Origin of the sequence: Phaeodactylibacter sp. (genome assembly GCF_040219495.1) — a bacterium.
Classification (GTDB): domain Bacteria; phylum Bacteroidota; class Bacteroidia; order Chitinophagales; family Saprospiraceae; genus Phaeodactylibacter.
Genome location: NZ_JAVJSK010000049.1, coordinates 83,927 through 100,431 on the forward strand (window position 1 = coordinate 83,927; position 16,505 = coordinate 100,431).

At 51.9% G+C, this 16,505-nt stretch carries 13 protein-coding genes; 7 read left to right on the forward strand and 6 right to left on the reverse strand.

Going from position 1 to position 16,505, the window contains the following annotated elements; all coding sequences use genetic code 11:
* Nucleotides 1-9: 9 nt before the first annotated feature.
* Complete coding sequence (locus RIC19_RS07300) at nt 10-1,707, forward strand: sodium/sugar symporter (protein WP_350177645.1); 1,698 nt, start codon at nt 10-12, stop codon at nt 1,705-1,707.
* A 238-nt stretch (nt 1,708-1,945) separates the two neighbouring features.
* On the opposite strand, the gene RIC19_RS07305 is transcribed toward RIC19_RS07300, so the two are convergent.
* Nucleotides 1,946-4,528: a YncE family protein gene (locus tag RIC19_RS07305; protein WP_350177646.1), complete on the reverse strand. Its 2,583-nt coding sequence runs from the start codon at nt 4,526-4,528 to the stop codon at nt 1,946-1,948.
* A gap of 464 nt (nt 4,529-4,992) precedes the next feature.
* Here RIC19_RS07305 and RIC19_RS07310 point away from each other — a divergent pair, with 464 nt between their 5' ends.
* The 4 genes from RIC19_RS07310 to RIC19_RS07325 are packed head-to-tail and all read left to right on the forward strand — an operon-like array spanning nt 4,993 to nt 8,922.
* Nucleotides 4,993-5,919, forward strand: coding sequence for a metal ABC transporter solute-binding protein, Zn/Mn family (locus RIC19_RS07310; protein ID WP_350177647.1), 927 nt, complete (start codon nt 4,993-4,995; stop codon nt 5,917-5,919).
* Nucleotides 5,920-5,934: 15 nt separating this feature from the next.
* The gene (locus RIC19_RS07315; protein ID WP_350177648.1) at nt 5,935-6,729 is read left to right on the forward strand and encodes a metal ABC transporter ATP-binding protein; all 795 of its coding nucleotides are present in this window, start codon (nt 5,935-5,937) and stop codon (nt 6,727-6,729) included.
* Between the two features lies 1 nt (nt 6,730).
* Entirely contained in the window at nt 6,731-8,035 is a 1,305-nt protein-coding gene (locus RIC19_RS07320) for a metal ABC transporter permease (protein WP_350177649.1), read from the forward strand.
* Nucleotides 8,032-8,922: a metal ABC transporter permease gene (locus RIC19_RS07325; RefSeq protein ID WP_350177650.1), complete on the forward strand. Its 891-nt coding sequence runs from the start codon at nt 8,032-8,034 to the stop codon at nt 8,920-8,922. The genes RIC19_RS07320 and RIC19_RS07325 overlap by 4 nt, the downstream gene beginning before the upstream one ends.
* Before the next feature lie 192 nt (nt 8,923-9,114).
* On the opposite strand, the gene RIC19_RS07330 is transcribed toward RIC19_RS07325, so the two are convergent.
* On the reverse strand, nt 9,115-9,546 hold the full coding sequence (locus RIC19_RS07330; protein ID WP_350177651.1) for a hypothetical protein: 432 nt from the start codon (nt 9,544-9,546) through the stop codon (nt 9,115-9,117).
* Nucleotides 9,547-9,651: 105 nt separating this feature from the next.
* Here RIC19_RS07330 and RIC19_RS07335 point away from each other — a divergent pair, with 105 nt between their 5' ends.
* Both RIC19_RS07335 and prmC read left to right on the forward strand, forming a co-directional pair.
* The gene (locus RIC19_RS07335) at nt 9,652-11,505 is read left to right on the forward strand and encodes a PAS domain-containing sensor histidine kinase (RefSeq protein WP_350177652.1); all 1,854 of its coding nucleotides are present in this window, start codon (nt 9,652-9,654) and stop codon (nt 11,503-11,505) included.
* On the forward strand, nt 11,502-12,350 hold the full coding sequence (prmC, locus tag RIC19_RS07340; RefSeq protein WP_350177653.1) for a peptide chain release factor N(5)-glutamine methyltransferase: 849 nt from the start codon (nt 11,502-11,504) through the stop codon (nt 12,348-12,350). The genes RIC19_RS07335 and prmC overlap by 4 nt, the downstream gene beginning before the upstream one ends.
* Here prmC and mqnB read toward each other — a convergent pair.
* From mqnB to RIC19_RS07360, 4 genes are all read right to left on the reverse strand, one after another.
* Nucleotides 12,344-13,033: a futalosine hydrolase gene (mqnB, locus tag RIC19_RS07345; RefSeq protein ID WP_350177654.1), complete on the reverse strand. Its 690-nt coding sequence runs from the start codon at nt 13,031-13,033 to the stop codon at nt 12,344-12,346. The two genes, prmC and mqnB, sit on opposite strands and share 7 nt — an antisense overlap.
* Nucleotides 13,034-13,045: 12 nt before the next feature.
* Entirely contained in the window at nt 13,046-13,855 is an 810-nt protein-coding gene (locus RIC19_RS07350) for a hypothetical protein (RefSeq protein ID WP_350177655.1), read from the reverse strand.
* A gap of 267 nt (nt 13,856-14,122) precedes the next feature.
* The gene (locus RIC19_RS07355) at nt 14,123-15,238 is read right to left on the reverse strand and encodes a TolB family protein (RefSeq protein ID WP_350177656.1); all 1,116 of its coding nucleotides are present in this window, start codon (nt 15,236-15,238) and stop codon (nt 14,123-14,125) included.
* Nucleotides 15,239-15,327: 89 nt separating this feature from the next.
* Nucleotides 15,328-16,404, reverse strand: coding sequence for a redoxin domain-containing protein (locus RIC19_RS07360; RefSeq protein WP_350177657.1), 1,077 nt, complete (start codon nt 16,402-16,404; stop codon nt 15,328-15,330).
* Nucleotides 16,405-16,505: the final 101 nt, after the last annotated feature.

The window sequence follows — 16,505 nt, forward strand, 5'->3', positions numbered from 1 at the left end:
ACTGAGTTTATGGGCTTTGCGTACATTGACTATGTCATTTTCGTCGCCTATGGCGTCCTGATTCTATCCATTGGACTTTGGGTGTCTCGTACCAAAAAGGGAGAAGTCAAAACGGCAGAAGATTACTTTCTGGCTGGCAAGTCCCTGCCCTGGTGGGCAATTGGTGCTTCCCTGATTGCTGCAAACATTTCTGCGGAGCAGTTTATCGGCATGTCAGGCTCGGGCTTCGCCATCGGGCTGGCGATCGCTTCTTATGAATGGATGGCTGCTATCACTCTGCTGATTGTCGGCAAGTACTTCCTGCCGGTATTCATCAAAAAAGGATTATACACCATCCCGGAGTTTGTGGAGCAGCGGTACAGTACCAACCTCAAAACCATCCTGGCGGTCTTTTGGATCGGACTGTACATTTTTGTCAATCTGACCTCGGTGCTCTATCTCGGTGCCACAGCATTGGATACCATCATTGGTGCTGGTGACGGGAGCCTGGTCATGTACAGTATTCTCGGGCTATCTTTGTTCGCGGCATCCTACTCCCTCTGGGGCGGGCTTGCTGCAGTTGCCTGGACGGATGTCATTCAGGTAGCCCTCCTTATTATCGGTGGGCTGGTCATGACCTATCTGGCGTTGGACCAGGTCACTCCGGAGGGTGGTTTCTTCAATGGGCTGGCCCATATCTACGAAGTGGTGCCTGAAAAATTCTCCATGATCATTTCCAAAGGGGAAATCATAACCCCTAACGGGCGTGATGCCTGGCTGGATTTGCCAGGGCTGGCGGTGCTTATTGGCGGGCTCTGGGTCGCCAACCTTTACTACTGGGGCTTCAATCAGTACATCATTCAGCGTACGCTGGCTGCCAAAAGCCTGCGTGAGTCTCAGCGTGGCATCGCCTTTGCAGCTTTCCTGAAGCTCATCATACCCCTGATTGTGGTAATCCCCGGAGTGATTGCCTACGTTTTGAATATGGACCCCAACGGTGCCGTCACGGCAGCCTCTCTAGATCCCAGTTTTATCAATGCAGAAGGTACCATTGTCAATGACAATGCTGCACCCTGGCTGATTAGCAACTTTATTCCGCCCGGGCTAAAGGGACTGGTTTTGGCTGCACTCGCTGCCGCCATCGTATCATCCTTGGCTTCTATGCTCAATTCCACTTCCACCATCTTTACTATGGATATCTACAAGCCTTACATCAATCCAGGGGCTAGCCAGAGCGCGATGGTACGGGTAGGGCGGATCACTGTAGCGGTAGCCCTGGTTATTGCAGTGCTTGTCGCGCCACAGCTGGCGAATCTTGGGCAGGTCTTTCAGTATATTCAAGAGTATACGGGTATCGTTTCCCCGGGTATCCTGGCTGTATTCCTGATGGGGCTTTTCTGGAGAAAATCTACAAACAACGCTGCGATTTGGGGGGTATTGACGTCTATCCCTATTGCTATGTATTTCAAAGTCGGGCCCAAGGGATGGGCAGCAGGTTCTGCTATGGAAGGGTTATTTATTTCCCTGCCCTTTCTACAACAAATGCTGTACACCTGCCTGCTGACTATCGGTATAATCATGGTCGTGAGCCAGCTGGAAAATAAGGGTGCTGATGACGAAAAGAGCCTGAAGCTCGCACCAGGTTACTTTGCCACCGGGGCAGTATTCAACATCAGTGCCATTGCTATCATGATTATCCTGACTGCACTCTACGCCTTATTCTGGTAAAATAGACTTGATGGGTCGGGGATCATTACAGGGTTAAAATAGCGCTGCCTCTTCACAGGCTATGCCTTTTTTTAGTCCATTAGCTCAGGCTAAAATCCTGAAATCCTGGTAATTATCGGGATCCGTGGTTGAAAATAACTCATTTTCCCACTGCACTGACCCGACGCATCAAGTCTAATAAAAACGGCAAAGCGCGGTTTTTCTGCGCTTTGCCGTTCCTGTTTGCTGCTGAATGCCTTTACCGGACGATCAGCCGGCCAGCACCAAGAATCTGTTGTCCTCCCCTGACCTGAAAAGTATAGGTGCCGGCAGGAAGGGCTTGCTTATGAAACTGAAACTGTGTAGCGGGCAGTCCATCCTGCTCGAGGATAAGCTTACCGCCGGCGTCAAAAATCAGTAAGGCGACTTCTGGTACCGGGGCAATGCTTTCCTTCTGCCATTCAAATGTTGCGGTTGCTGTTACCGGGTTGGGGAAAACGCGATAGCCCTCAGGTACAGTAACCGGAACCGTAAAGGCTTTCGTACCGGTAACCGTCCGCTTGATCACAAAAATGGCGTCTTCTGCAATCAGCGGAACGACCACCACGCTGCCATCCGGTGCCACGTCAATATTTTGAACAGGGAGCCCCGGCAAGTCAAAGACTTCATCACCAATTTGAATCTGATTGCTTTGTTCCGTATTGTCTGCTCTAAGCAGGGTATACTGAACGCCGAGGGTATCCACCACGACGGCAACCGGTATGCGCCCACCTGCAAAACTAATGGGAGCATCAAAGCTCAGGTTGTCGATGTTGAAAACACGGACCACTTTGCCGGACTGATCACAAATGAGGAAGGCTCGTTGGGAAGCATCGTAAGCGATGCGGGTGGGAACCCCGCCGATATCGTAAGTGTCCAGCAAACCAGCGTTGGGCCCAATCGGGGTAATGATGGCGATGGCTTCTCCATTGCGCAAAGTAACGGCTGCAAATTGCCCAATGCCGGGGATATCATCGGAAAGCGCTACACGCAGTGCAAAGCCCTCCATTGGTACAGAAGCAACGATTTCATTCGTACTGAGGTCAATGACCTGTACGGCATCGTCAAATGGAGTGGCCAATACCCCGTAAGCTCCATCCTCCGTAATTTGCAAGTTGTTCCTCAGCCCGTAATTGATCCAGCTGATCCCTGTATTACCGGAATTGAAAGCGTCTTCAAGTTCAGTGTCCGGGCCCGCTAGGGTCAGCACGCCGATCCGGTCTACTCCGCCTGCGTTAAGGACATAGGCATGTTCGCCATCCGGCAGGATATAAACCTGATCCGGCCGGTCTCCGCCGCTGTTGACGGTTTTGACCACCTCAAAAGTCTGCAGGTCGATCACATCAACCTGATCTTCATTGCGTTTGGGAACATAAGCGTAGTTACCATCAGGACTTACCGCCGAAAAGTAGTTTTCCGCGCTGCTCAAAGGAATGATAGCCTGCAGTGCTTCCGCCTCAAGGTCGATCACTGACAGCGTCCCCGACAGCGGGTTAGAGACCAACACTCTTGACAAGTCAGGCGTTAGCCGGGCCGAATAGGCAGCATCTGCTTCTATCGGGGAGCCGGTAGGGGTGCGCATCAGGTAATTCAGGCTCGTGGGGTCTTCAAATTCGTAATAGTCGAGCCCTTCGAAGCGCAGGGGGTCAGTCGCGACGATGCGGTTATTGGTTGGCGACACGGCCCCGTTCTGAATAGGAATACCCTGGCTGGAGCCTACAACTGCTCCGGTTTCAAAATCAACAATATTAAGGTAAAACTGCCCGCCAATAGCGTATTGATAATCAGCTGAGGAGAAAATCCAGCTAGGGGAGGAGGTGGTATTGATACTGATTACATCCTGCTCATCAAACCGCCCCAGGTAGATCTCCCCCGAAAAGCTGGGGACTGCTGCACGCGTACCATCCATATTAACGGCCACTGAGCTGTAGCTGCTACCGATGCTGCCGGGAGGCGTCAGCTGCCCGACCAGGCTCAGGGAAGCCATTTCCACCCTGCTGAGCTTGCCCTCGTTACCCGTACTTGCGGCTACCAAGTGTGTGCCATCACCGCTCAGGCTGACCTGCCCGGCGTTAGGCACTTCCGGAAGCTCCTGTACCAGTTCGCCGGTATTGGTATCAAAGAACTGCAGCGCATTCTGCCCCCCTACCACCGCCAGGCTACCATCCGGGCTCAACTCAAAGCCGCTCCAGTAAACGGTATTGCGTGGATTGGAAGTAATCGAAGAAAACCGGTAGAGGTAGCTGTTGAATTGAGGGATCGTCGTTTGGAGAGTCTTGCTGGCCAGGTCAATCACTTCCAGCACATCGTTTTCATCGCAGGCCACGGCTGCAATACGGCCATCCCGGCTAATGCGCGCCTTGACGGGCTGTGCGCTCGTGGGTATGACCCCCGCCACGGTAAAATCATTGAGGTTGATCAAATAGGCTTCATCGCTTGCAAAGCATGGCACGATAGCCATAGTGTCCATTACGGTAATTTCCATTGGCGCTCCCCCTACGGAGATATTGGTTACAAATGCACCGGTTTCCCATTCTATAACGGAAATGTTATTCGTTTGCCGGTGAGGCACGAGCACATACGCTCCATCTGCCGTAAAAGCCATCTGCCCGATGTAGTCCCCTTCTACCTCATCACCCGCGGGTAGGGTTGTTTCTTCATTACGGAATTCATGCCAGACGCTTTCCGAGGTAATGCTGCGCAGGGGCACAGGGTCGCCATGTTCATTTTCGAGTAGGGATTGTGCACTGGCTACCTCACAAAACCCAAGGAGAATGCCTAAAATCAATAGTCGTTGCTTCATAAATGCGATTAGGATTTAACAAGTTTATAAATTCGAGTTGGTGCAAAAAGGTTTGAGTTGAAATGACTAAGAACATGTTGGAATTTTGCTTTTTAAGCGAACGTAGCCAAATTTTGTTCTGATCGAGGCGCGAGACATTCAAAAATGGGATTAAAGGGCCCAATCTTGAATCACATAGCCTGAGCTTCATGACCGACCTGCCCGTGTCCCGTCGCCTGCGGGCTTTGGCCTCCGGAGGCCGTACAAGACTTTGGCAGGCGGGAAAGCAACAGCAGGACGAAATTTGACAAGAGCAGCCCAAAGGGTAAAATCCTAACAAGCTCTAAGAGTGCACTGAAAGATACGAAACAAATACCAACTGTAACCAGCAACAGCAAGATATGTGATGACTCAAAAAATATTTTTAGATTTGCCTAAAACAAATCAACCCATCCAACTGTACACATAGCATCAAACCTAGGATAATGATTCAAAAAAAACTGTTCCCATTGCTGTTCAGCCTGGTGTTGCTGTACAGCTGCGGGGCACCGCCCGCTGCATCCGATGCAGCGGGCGGAAAGCTAAGAGTTGTGGCCACAACCGGTATGATTGCGGATGCGCTAGAAAACATAGCCGGTGAATATGCCAGGGTAGATGTACTGATGGGGCCGGGAGTTGACCCTCACCTGTACAAAGCTACGCAGGGAGATTTAAAAAGGCTCACGGAGGCGGATGCGATCTTCTATAATGGCTTACACTTGGAAGGTAAAATGGGGGAGGTACTTGAAAAGCTGGCCCGGCTCAAACCCGTGGTAGCCGTTGCCGATCAGCTCCCCAAGCCCGACCTGATCAATTCAACGGATTACGCAAGCGCCTATGACCCGCATGTATGGTTTGATATCAGCCTGTGGTCAAAAGTTGCGGGTATCATCGGAGAGGAAATGGGGCGCATTGACCCCGCTCACCAAACAGCCTATGAGGATAATGCCCGTCAGTACCAGAAAAAACTCAATGAACTACACCTTTGGGTAGCTTCTGAGATTCAAAATATACCCGAAAAGCAACGGGTACTCATTACTGCTCATGATGCTTTTGAGTACTTTGGGCGAGCCTACGGCATCGAGGTGCGGGGGCTACAGGGGATATCAACGGTTTCAGAATTCGGGCTCCGCGATGTAACTGAACTGGTGGACTTCATCGCCTCCCGGAAAATAAAAGCGGTCTTTGTGGAGAGTTCCGTGCCTGCTAAATCCCTGGAGGCTGTAGTGGAAGGGGTGGAACAGCGGGGGCACAGCACTAAAATTGGCGGGATGCTTTTTTCGGATGCTATGGGCGCTGAGCAAACAGAGGCAGGCACTTACCCGGGCATGGTGCGGGCGAATGTGCGGACGATCGTTTCAGCACTCAGATAATTTTAGGTCAAAGCAATGAATACTGCAATTGAGACACACAACCTCACCGTCGCTTACAACCGGCGACCGGTACTCTGGGACATCGACTTTGAGGTCCCGGAAGGGCAACTTATCGGCGTCCTGGGGCCCAATGGTTCCGGAAAAACCACTTTGCTCAAAAGTATAATGAACCTGGTGCAGCCCAGTAGCGGCTATGTACGCCTTTTTGGGCAGAGCCTGGACGCAGTGCGCTCCCGCATCAGTTACGTGCCGCAGCGTGAAAGTGTAGACTGGGACTTTCCGATCAGTGTCCGGGAAGTGGCCCTGATGGGGCGTTATCGCAAAAACAAACTCCTCGGCCGCCTGAGCAAAACAGACCGGAAACTCGCCGATGAAGCACTGGACAAAGTCGGGATGCTGCCTTTTGCCAACCGGCAGATCGCCCAGCTTTCCGGTGGTCAGCAGCAGCGGGTATTTGTGGCACGGTCCCTGGCGCAACAAGCCGATCTCTATCTGATGGACGAGCCCTTTGCCGGAGTGGATGCCGCCTCGGAGGAAGCCATTCTCACCTTACTCAAAGAGATGAAGCAGGCGGGCAAAACGGTACTGATTGTGCACCACGACCTGCAAACCGCCCATCAGTTTTTTGACTGGATTGTGCTGCTCAACACCCGCCTGATCAAATGCGGGCCTACGGCATCGGTCTTTACCACTGAGTATTTGCAACAAGCCTACGGCGGGCAGCTCACCATTTTATCCCAGGTCAGTGAGCTGGTCAAAGCCCGGGAATTTCCCATACGGGAAAGTTCCTTCAAAGATCAGCCCAAGTAATATGAGTGATTTTTTTACTTTTTCAGACCCCAACGTTCGGATGGTTACCGCAGGCACGGTGCTTTTGGGGGTCAGTGCCGCTATTGTGGGCACGTTCACCTTTTTACGGAAGCGAGCGTTAGTGGGGGATGCGATCGCGCACGCCGTTCTGCCCGGTGTTTGCCTCGCTTTTATCGTTACCGGCGATAAGCACCCGGCTTATTTGCTCGTTGGTGCCGTAATTGCCGGTTGGGTGTCCCTGCTGGCAATGGATTATCTGACTTCGCGTACCAAGCTCAGTACCGATACTGCTATCGGTGCAGTGCTTAGTGTATTCTTTGGAGCCGGCATCTTACTGCTGACCTCGATACAGCATTCCGGCAGTGCCAATCAGGCAGGACTGGACAAATTCCTTTTCGGAAAAGCGGCCTCCATGACCCGTCAGGATATCTGGGTGTTCAGCGGAGTCGCAATGGTGCTACTGAGCCTCGTCCTGGCTTTTTTCCGCGCCTTCAAGCTGGTCTCTTTCGATCCGGCTTTCGCCCACAGTATAGGGCTTCCGGTGCGGCAGCTCGAGTTTTTGTTATCGACCATCACCGTATTGGCAGTAGCGACAGGCATTCAGGCGGTGGGGGTAGTACTCATGGCCGCCCTGCTGATTACTCCCGCTGCCGCTGCCCGCTTTTGGACAGACCGGATACAGACGATGCTGCTGTTAGCGGCAGTCTTTGGCTTTCTTTCCGGCGTCTTTGGCTCTTGGATTTCCTATACGGCTCCGGCTATGCCCACCGGCCCCTGGATTGTCGTGCTTTTATCGGTTATCGCGCTCTTTTCCATAGTAGCAGCGCCCGAGCGGGGTATTTGGGCGCGCATCCGTCTGCAAAGAGGCAATACCCGGAAAATCCTGCTGGAAAATATACTCAAGGCTTTCTACAGCGTAGGAGAAGCAGCGCAAACCTTCACCACGGAGGTGAGCCTGCCGGAAATCCAGGAACAGCGCCCTTTTGAAGATAGGGCCCTCCGCAAAGGATTGCGGCGACTTCAACGCAGGGGTTTATTGGAAAATAAAGGCACAGACACCTACACGTTGACCCCAGCCGGGCTAAAAGAAAGCCGCCGGGTGGTCCGTCTGCACCGCCTCTGGGAACTGTATCTGACCGAACGGATGAACTTTGCAGCGGACCACGTGCACAATACCGCAGAAGCAATTGAACACGTCATCACGCCCGAAGTAGAAGCCGCCTTGCTGAAAGAGCTCGGCCACCCCATTCTTGATCCGCACGACTCGGTAATCCCTTACCCAAACCCCCAAAAGCCCACCACATGAATGCGTTTTGGATTATCCTGACGGGGGCGCTTGTCGCCACGAGCTGTGGATTGCTCGGCGTGTTCCTGGTACTGCGCAAAATGGCAATGGTGGGTGACGCCATCTCTCATGCCGTCCTGCCAGGTATCGTTATTGCCTATCTCTTCGCAGAGTCGCGGGAAGTCCTCCCAATGCTCATCGGAGCTGCGGCTATTGGGGTGCTGACTACCTTTATTATCGAATTTTTATACCAGAAAGCCCGCCTGCAGATTGATGCAGCCATTGGCATCACCTTTACCTGGCTATTTGCTATGGGCATCATCCTGATTTCACTCTATGCCGGGCAGGTAGACTTGGATCAGGATTGTGTGCTGTACGGTGAAATTGCCTATATCCCACTGGATTTGTGGATCACGGAAAGCGGCCAGATCATGGGCCCTCGCCCGGTATGGATACTGAGCGGGGTGCTGCTGCTGGTCTTGTTACTCGTTTTGCTGGGGTACCGGGGCTTAAAGATTACGACTTTCAATCCGGAATACGCAGCAGCGATTGGCATATCAACCGTCTTTTGGCACTACCTGCTGATGAGTGCGGTATCCGTCACCACTGTAGTGGCATTTGAATCGGTAGGGGCTATTCTTGTGGTCGCATTTTTGATTGTACCGCCCGCTACGGCTTATCTGCTGACCGAAAAGCTGCATGTTATGCTCTTGCTTACCGTGGTGCTGGGTATTATGACGGCAGTAGGCGGCTACTTTCTCGCGGTTTGGATTGACGGCTCGGTAGCGGGGGCAATGGCTGTCACCTCGGGCGTGTTCCTGTTGGTTGCCGTATTGTGCTCACCGACTACCGGAGTGCTGACCCGCCGTTTCCGCCGGGAGGGCATGCCTTTGCACCTGGAAGATTAGAGCGTGTTGGGACTTTAGTAATGGGTCTGTCCCGGTGCGCCGGGACACTTTTTTGCTTACACTTCGTCCCGAAAATCCTTCCCGAAAACTGCGGTACAGGCTATTTAGCTAAGGCTAAACTCCGGTTTTCGTGCCTCGTATAACCAAAAAATTGTTAGTTTTTGACTAGAAGACAAAAGTCCCAACACGCTCTTATAACGCTCGGTAGACCAGGTATAAAATCAGAATTAATAAAGGTAAGGTTACAGTAGCGATTGTCAAATAGGTGAAAAACGCTGCTGCTTCGGCGCTGCCAATAAATGTTGCAGCTTCAGGAGTGAAAACAAAAGCCCAGTTGCCCGACAACCCGTAACCCAATACGCCCCATGCGCCACTCAACGAAAGGGCGCCCCATGCAGCGGTATAAAAAATATCAATCCTCGGGTCTGCTGCGCGGTTTTGCCTATGGTACAACCCCAGTAGCTGAGCGGCGGGAAAAGCGATCAGCCCCGTCCAGGCTACACTATTACCCAGAGGGATCCCCCAAGGCCCAGGCCTGACCAGGACTGAATGCCCCCCGGACCCCAGTAAAACGATAGCTATGACCACCCAGGAAACCAATCCAATCACAAGCAGCTTCCGCATCATTTGAATTGTCAGAAATTAGGAAAATTCAATTATATTGCATTCGGAGGAAGGTAGCTCTACCAGCTAGGTTACACTTCCTATTCCCCGCAAATATGCACGAAAATGATAAGAGAGCAATTTTTAAAGGACGCTATTGCTGCTAAGGTACTGGAAAGCCAGACTGTTTATGTGGTTGTTACCGATTTGGAGGGGAAATATACTTACCTGAATCACTATTTTTGCACAAAGTTTATTGTCAACCCCGAGGAAGCGATAGGCAGAGACTCTATGCTATCGATCGTAGCAGAAGATCGAAGTGTCTGTATTAAAATGGTGCAGGAATGCCTCTCAGAGCCAGGTAAAGTAGTTAGGGGAAAGCTCCGGAAGCCGACAAATAGGCAGGAAGAAGCAGCGACTTCCTTTTGGGAGTTTCAGGCCATAACAGACGAAGAAGGCATCCCTGTGCAACTCTTATGCTTAGGTTTTGACCTGAGTGAGCATCAAAAAGTAGCTGCTGAACTCAACTTCAAAAGCAGGCTGCTGGATACGATTGGGCAACCTGCTGTAGCCTTTGATCTTGAGGGGACAGTTACCTACTGGAACCGGGCGGCGGAAAAGACTTACGGCTATTCCAGTGAAGAGATTCTTGGGCAAAATATCAGTATTACCGTTCAGGAGTACAACCCTGGAGATATTGAAGCAGCACAGTCGGCACTGATGGCCGGAAAACAATGGGTTCAGGAGCAAATCCACCGGGACAAAAACGGTCGGAACTTCCCGGCTAAAATTATTGACAGCCCCATCCGTAACGAGTACGGTGAAATAATAGGAGTAATTGCCACGACTCAGGATATTTCCAAAGAAAAGGCACATCAGGAAAGCATCAAAAGCCATAAAGAGCAACTGGATAAAATGATGCAAAACGTTCCGGGTGCTGTATTTCAAATGGAACTCACCCCTGAGGGCAAATTGTATTTCCCGTACATCAGCCGGGAAGTCAGTCAGCTGTATCACAAGTTGACGCCTGAACTGTTAAAGTCTTCAGCCGAGCCTGGCTTTGAAGCGGTGCATGAAGACGATGTAGGGCGCTTAAAACAAGCGATTGGGAATGCGGTGCAAGGAGACCTGAGCGAGCTGGACTTGGAGTACCGCGTAAAAACATTAGTCCCTGATCAGTACAAATGGAATCAGGTACGCGCCCGCCCGGAGTTAAAAAAAGGTGGCGGGATTGTCTGGTACGGCATTTTTGAAGACATCAATGAACAAAAGATAGCGGCAGCAGAGCACGACAAGCTGCTTGAGACCACTACCAATCAAAACAAACGGCTCAAGGACTTTTCCTTTATGGTGTCTCATAATATCCGGTCCTCCGTTGCGAATCTGATGGGGCTGGTGGAGATGGTCCGGGCGGAGCCTGCAAATCAGGAGTACCTCGACATGATGGATTTGACCGTCAACCGGCTCAATAATACGATTTCCAATGTCAATGAGCTGCTCAATTTTGAGCAAAGCCTTGACATGACGACCTGGGTGCCGTGCAATTTGGTGGAAACCATCACAAGAGCGATTGAGCTCAACAATGAAATCATCTTCAAAAAAGGTATACAGTTTTTGGTTGGGGTGCCGGATGACCTTTGTGTGAATTCTGTGCCAGCCTATCTCGACAGTATCTTCCACAACCTCATCACCAACGCCATCAAGTACGGGACGACGAAAAACAAGAAGACCGTGGATATCATCGGCATTCAGGAAGGGCGCAACATCGTAGTCAGAGTCCGTGATTACGGCATTGGCATCAACCTGGCCCGGTACGAAGACAAAATCTTTAAGCTGGGCGGGCGCCTGCATCGGGATAGCCGGGGAGAAGGTCTGGGCTTATTCATGACTAAGCATCAGGTGGAAGCCCTGGGGGGCACAATCGAGGTTGAAAGCGCAGAGGGCTTCGGCTCTACATTTATCCTTACCTTTGCACAATGAAAACTGCTAAGGCTTACCGGCATCTTTTTCAGCAAATCACTGGTATTTACGAAGAGCGGGAAGCCCGTAATATCGCCCGTATTGTGTTCGAAGATGCCTTCGGTATTCACAACCTGAATGGGGAAGATCTCTTTCCTGCCGACCTCACCAAACAGCTTCAGGTCATTGCACAGCGCCTGCTGAAGGGAGAGCCCCTGCAGTACATACTGGGGCAAGCTGACTTTTACGGGTTGAAGTTTTTTGTGACGCCGGATACGCTCATTCCCAGAGCAGAAACGGAAGAACTGGTGTACGAAATACTTCAGGAGCATGTAGCAGGTACCGCCCGGTCGGTATTGGATATCGGGACCGGCACCGGCTGTATCCCATTAGTGCTCAAGCAGGAGCGCCCACAGTGGGCCGTAACCGGAGTGGATGTCAGCCCGGATGCCCTGAAGGTGGCGCACCGTAATGCAGCACACCTTGGCCTGTCCGCGGACTTTCAACTGGCAAATATCTTGGAGGAAGCAGCATGGGCTACCTTGTCGACCTACGACATCGTGGTGAGCAATCCACCCTATATTCCACCTTCTGAAGCCCGGCTCATGCCGGAACATGTGCTACAGCACGAGCCCCATCTGGCCTTATTTACGGATACGGAGGATGCACTGGTATTTTACAGGGCCATCGCCCGTTTGGCCAGGCAGCGGCTCGCACCGGGCGGAAAATTATACTTCGAGCTCAATGAGTTCAATGGGTATGAAGTGCTTTCACTTGTTGAAAGTGAAGACTTTAAGGACGTTGAGCTCAGGAAAGACATGAGCGGTAAAATCCGAATCCTTAGTGCCCGTCAGCCTGATCAGTAGGTCGCAAAAAGTGAGCTGAGTAGTTCAATGAGCGTTTCGTTTAGGGCCGAGAGTGCTTTTTCCACCTCCCAATTGTCCCGGTTTCGGGGCTCCACAAAGTTAGAGACTGCTCTGATTTCCAGAAAAGGGATTTTTTCCATCAGACAGGCGTAAAAGAAGGCAGCACCTTCCATAGATTCTACCTCCGCATCCGGATACCGGGCCCGCAATTGCTCAATGGAAGCAGCTGAGCCATGCACCCGGTTCACGCTGATACCCTGAGCCTGGGGTAAAAAGTCGAAGCCCTGTGCATGCTGGTTGCGCATGCGGCCGTCCTCCTCAAACGGAGGTTGCCCTTTCTCAATCAGCCCCATCGCATGTACAGAAGTGAAACTGCCATCGGCTTCTTCTACGCCCAGATCGGCAAACCGTTCTGTGACGACCTGCACCACACTGCCGGGGCTGAACCTGGAGGTCAGCGTACCCGCAATACCCGCATTAATGACCAGGTTCCACTCCTCCAGGGCCAATACCCGCCCCAGGGCATAGCCTGTAAGAGGCAACCCGACACCAGTGATCAGGAGCGCAACTGTGATATCGCCCTTTTGGAATTGATGCTCAGCGGTTTGTACAAACTTCGACTTGAGGTGCGCACGAAGGGCTGCAATTTCGAATGGGGTGGCGGCAACGATTAGAATATTCAAGGTAAAGGGTTTTTAAAACTGATAATGAATACCGGCGGCCGGGGAGAAGCCCAGGATTTCGTGATAGCCCGATGCAACATCAAACCAAAGCCGGTCGGCAATCTGATAACCAACACCGAGGGTGACCGTAGCCGGATGGGTAGCTACACCGAATCTTAGGTAGAATGGGTCTGCCACCTGATACTCTATGCCAGCTTTGGTCCGGACAGGATAGTCAATATCTTTCTCTGCTTCTATAAGTATGGATACCCGCTCGGAAGGAGTGTACCGGGCTCCAAGCCCAAATACGGAAGGCAGGAAAGCCCCGTCTACTGATCCCGCCCGGGCTGGGCTGTTGACATGCACAGCCATTTCCAGCTGGGGCAGAATTTGGTATTGCAGCCCTACCGCAAAAGTGAGCGCCAGGCGGCTGCCATACTCCGCAATCTGTGTATTGAGCGCCAGGAACTGCCCTCCAATGGATAAGTCTTCTGATAAAGGGCGGGCGTAAGCGAGCCCAATGCGTTGTTCGTTATAGCCTTCAAAGCCAAAATGCTGTACACCAAGCCCAAAGGTGCCGGCATTGGTAGGCAAGGCAACCCCGAAAGAATAGGCGCCGAGCTCTTCTAGCAAAAACCGCTGTTCGCCAAATGCCGTCACCTCAGTACGCTCCAGATTGGCAATACCAGCTGCGTTGCTGAAGACCGCGTTGACATCGTGGAAGGTCAGCCCCGTGAACCCCATACCAATGGCGCGGGCTCCGCCGGGGGGCGGCGTTCCGTTTTGACCAAAAAGCAGCGGTGCGGCCAGGAGCGCTACCAACAGGGCAAGTAGGTTTTTCATAAAGTGCTTTTCAGACTGTAAAATTAAGATTATAAACGGGAAAGCCGGTATAACCCCTCGGGGATATACCGGCTTTCTTACAGCATATTGCCTGAACGCAAGCGCTTAGAGCGTGTTGGGATTTTACACTTCGGGCTGCTCTTGCCGAATTTTGTCCTGATCTTCGTTGTTCTTCGGTCACGTAGCTAAGGCTATGTTCCCTCATCACGCCTTAATCAGAACAAAATTTGGCTGCGTTCGCTCCAAAAGCAAAATCCCAACACGCTCTTAATCCTGCCACTCGGCCAGGAAAACGTTGGTGTCACGCGTACCGCCATTATAACGGTTGGAGGAGAAAACGAGGTACTTCCCATCGTAGGAGAACATCGGGAATGCATCAAAGGTCTGATCAAAAGTGACCTGCTGCAAACCGGTGCCGTCCAGGTTCATAGCGAAGATATTGAACTGCCGCCCTCCTTCTACATGATGATTGGTGGAGAACAGGATTTTTTCTCCGGAAGGGTGGAAGTAAGGAGCCCAATTGGCACCTCCAAGGTCTGTAATTTGCTGTAAATCTGAGCCATCGACATTGCAAATAAAAATCTCCATAGCAGTGGGCTGCACTACGCCCTCGGCAAGGAGTGCTTTGTACGTTGCTTTGGCCTCTTCGGTTTTGGGGCGGGAGGCCCGGAAGATCAGCTTGGTCCCATCGGGAGAAAAGAAAGCGCCACCATCGTAGCCCAGTTCGTCAGTTACCTGCGTCAATTCGGTACCGTCAACGTTTACGGTCCAGAGTTCCAGGTCTCCGGAGCGGGTTGAGGTGAATACAATTTTGGAACCATCAGGGCTCAGGGTCGCTTCTGCATCGTAGCCCGGATGATCGGTGAGTTGCTGCTTGATGTTGCCTTCGAGGTCAGCAACAAAGATGTCGTAGCTTTCGTAAATCGGCCAGACGTACTTACCACTGACCACCGGTGGTGTCTCGGGACATTCCTCTCCGCCCAGGTGCGTGGATGCATACAAAATAGTGGAATCGCCAGGCATGAAGTAAGAGCAGGTCGTACGGCCTTTGCCTGTGCTCAGCATCGGCGGGCGTTGGCCCTCATAACCAGTGAGCGGCATGTAAAAAATCTGATCGCAGGGGGCATCCCAGTTTTCGTTGGCAGCCTGAAAGACCAGCTTGGTGTTATCGAAGCTGAAATAAGCTTCGGCATTATCTCCGCCGAAGGTCAGTTGGCGAATGTTCTTCAGGTGCGTTTCCTGCTCATAGCGGAGCGTATCAGCCACTTCCGTTTCGACTGTTTCCGCATCGTTTTTTGCTTGTTGATCGGTGGTCCCGCTATCACTGCCACAGGCTGTGAAAAACAGCAGTGTGGCGAGCAGTCCAAAGTGTTGGATTTTCATGCTTAATTTTTCCTGCAAAGATACTCGCCCGGCTGAATTCTCAAAGCCCCGGAAGATCACAGCTTCGTCATCAATTGATTTGAGGGGGGTTAATTCCTGGGGTTCGCATCGAGGTTAAGGTCTCCTACCTTAATGGCCCTCCAGTGGAGGGGTTGAAAAGTACCCGGCGTCAGTACCGCTTCATTGAGGCTGCCGTTGTAGACTTCATCAAATGGGTTTTCGGGATCTGCAAAATCGTAATCAGCCGGGATAAGAATCCAGGAAGGCTGTTCTCCGAAATCCGTATCGATGCTGAGGATGAGCTTTCTGATCCGGATTTGGTCCAGCAAGCTGATACTACCGCTGCGGTTAGCATCGGCGGCGAGCAGGCGTTCGGGCTCAGTTATCGGGTTGATGCCAAGAATGTGCTGCCCAAGCAGGATGAGGTCCAGGGTGCTGACCCCATTGGTTGGATTTACGTCTTTGGTGGCGTGTACGGTATAGGTCTGCCCCGGCATGACTTGGATATTGAAACTAAAAACACCGGTAGAGTTGGTCGTGGCAACCGTACTATCGAGGCTGGCGATTTCCAGTTTTACGTTGGCAACACCATCATCGTCGTGGTCCGTTACGCTGCCGTTGGTCGCCAGGCTTACGAGGGGGCGTTGTGCACCGGTGGCTTCGATGGCAGCATCAAGTTCAAGAATGGTAGCGGCCTGAGAAGATCCCCGGGGGTCATAATCGACCGTGCCATCGGGCGCAATAACGACGAAAGTAGGTGTACCCAGCCAAAAGCCATAAGTCCCATTTTGATAAGGTGCAGTGGCACTTGTGCTCCCACCCGCCGGCCCGGCCCCCGCGTACGTGATGCCGTGATTGGCTTTATAATTGTTAATCAGGTTGTCGGAATCATTGCCAAGTATGCTTAGGCTAAGGAATACGACATCATTGCTGCCGCCTCCCCATTCCTGATTCAGCTGTTCAGTAGCACTGGCAATGGCATTACAGGGTGGGCAGGACGTAAAGAACAGCTTCAGCACTACCGTCTTTCCCTCGTCGAGATAATCAGCATAGAGTTGGTGGCTGCCCCCTTCGCTGTCTGTAACGCTGAAATCAGGGGCAGGCTGTGCGGATAAGCTGTGCCAGCTGATGAGGGCCATACAAACGGTGAGTAGATAAATACGCATGGTATTGGGATTTTACGCTTCGGGCTGCTCTTGGCAGTCAAAAGGGTTTGGTTTTAGCTTCTGATGAGCACTGAAAATCGGCACATCACCACAGTCAAAGA

What these genes read in the sequence shown, in the direction of transcription:
- RIC19_RS07305 (WP_350177646.1), bottom strand. Translation starts at nt 4,528, where the DNA reads ATGAAGCAACGACTATTGATTTTAGGCATTCTCCTTGGGTTTTGTGAG.
- RIC19_RS07360 (WP_350177657.1), bottom strand. Translation starts at nt 16,404, where the DNA reads ATGCGTATTTATCTACTCACCGTTTGTATGGCCCTCATCAGCTGGCAC.
- prmC (WP_350177653.1), top strand. Translation starts at nt 11,502, where the DNA reads ATGAAAACTGCTAAGGCTTACCGGCATCTTTTTCAGCAAATCACTGGT.
- RIC19_RS07355 (WP_350177656.1), bottom strand. Translation starts at nt 15,238, where the DNA reads ATGAAAATCCAACACTTTGGACTGCTCGCCACACTGCTGTTTTTCACA.
- RIC19_RS07310 (WP_350177647.1), top strand. Translation starts at nt 4,993, where the DNA reads ATGATTCAAAAAAAACTGTTCCCATTGCTGTTCAGCCTGGTGTTGCTG.
- RIC19_RS07350 (WP_350177655.1), bottom strand. Translation starts at nt 13,855, where the DNA reads ATGAAAAACCTACTTGCCCTGTTGGTAGCGCTCCTGGCCGCACCGCTG.
- RIC19_RS07320 (WP_350177649.1), top strand. Translation starts at nt 6,731, where the DNA reads ATGAGTGATTTTTTTACTTTTTCAGACCCCAACGTTCGGATGGTTACC.
- RIC19_RS07325 (WP_350177650.1), top strand. Translation starts at nt 8,032, where the DNA reads ATGAATGCGTTTTGGATTATCCTGACGGGGGCGCTTGTCGCCACGAGC.
- RIC19_RS07300 (WP_350177645.1), top strand. Translation starts at nt 10, where the DNA reads ATGGGCTTTGCGTACATTGACTATGTCATTTTCGTCGCCTATGGCGTC.
- RIC19_RS07315 (WP_350177648.1), top strand. Translation starts at nt 5,935, where the DNA reads ATGAATACTGCAATTGAGACACACAACCTCACCGTCGCTTACAACCGG.
- RIC19_RS07335 (WP_350177652.1), top strand. Translation starts at nt 9,652, where the DNA reads ATGATAAGAGAGCAATTTTTAAAGGACGCTATTGCTGCTAAGGTACTG.
- RIC19_RS07330 (WP_350177651.1), bottom strand. Translation starts at nt 9,546, where the DNA reads ATGCGGAAGCTGCTTGTGATTGGATTGGTTTCCTGGGTGGTCATAGCT.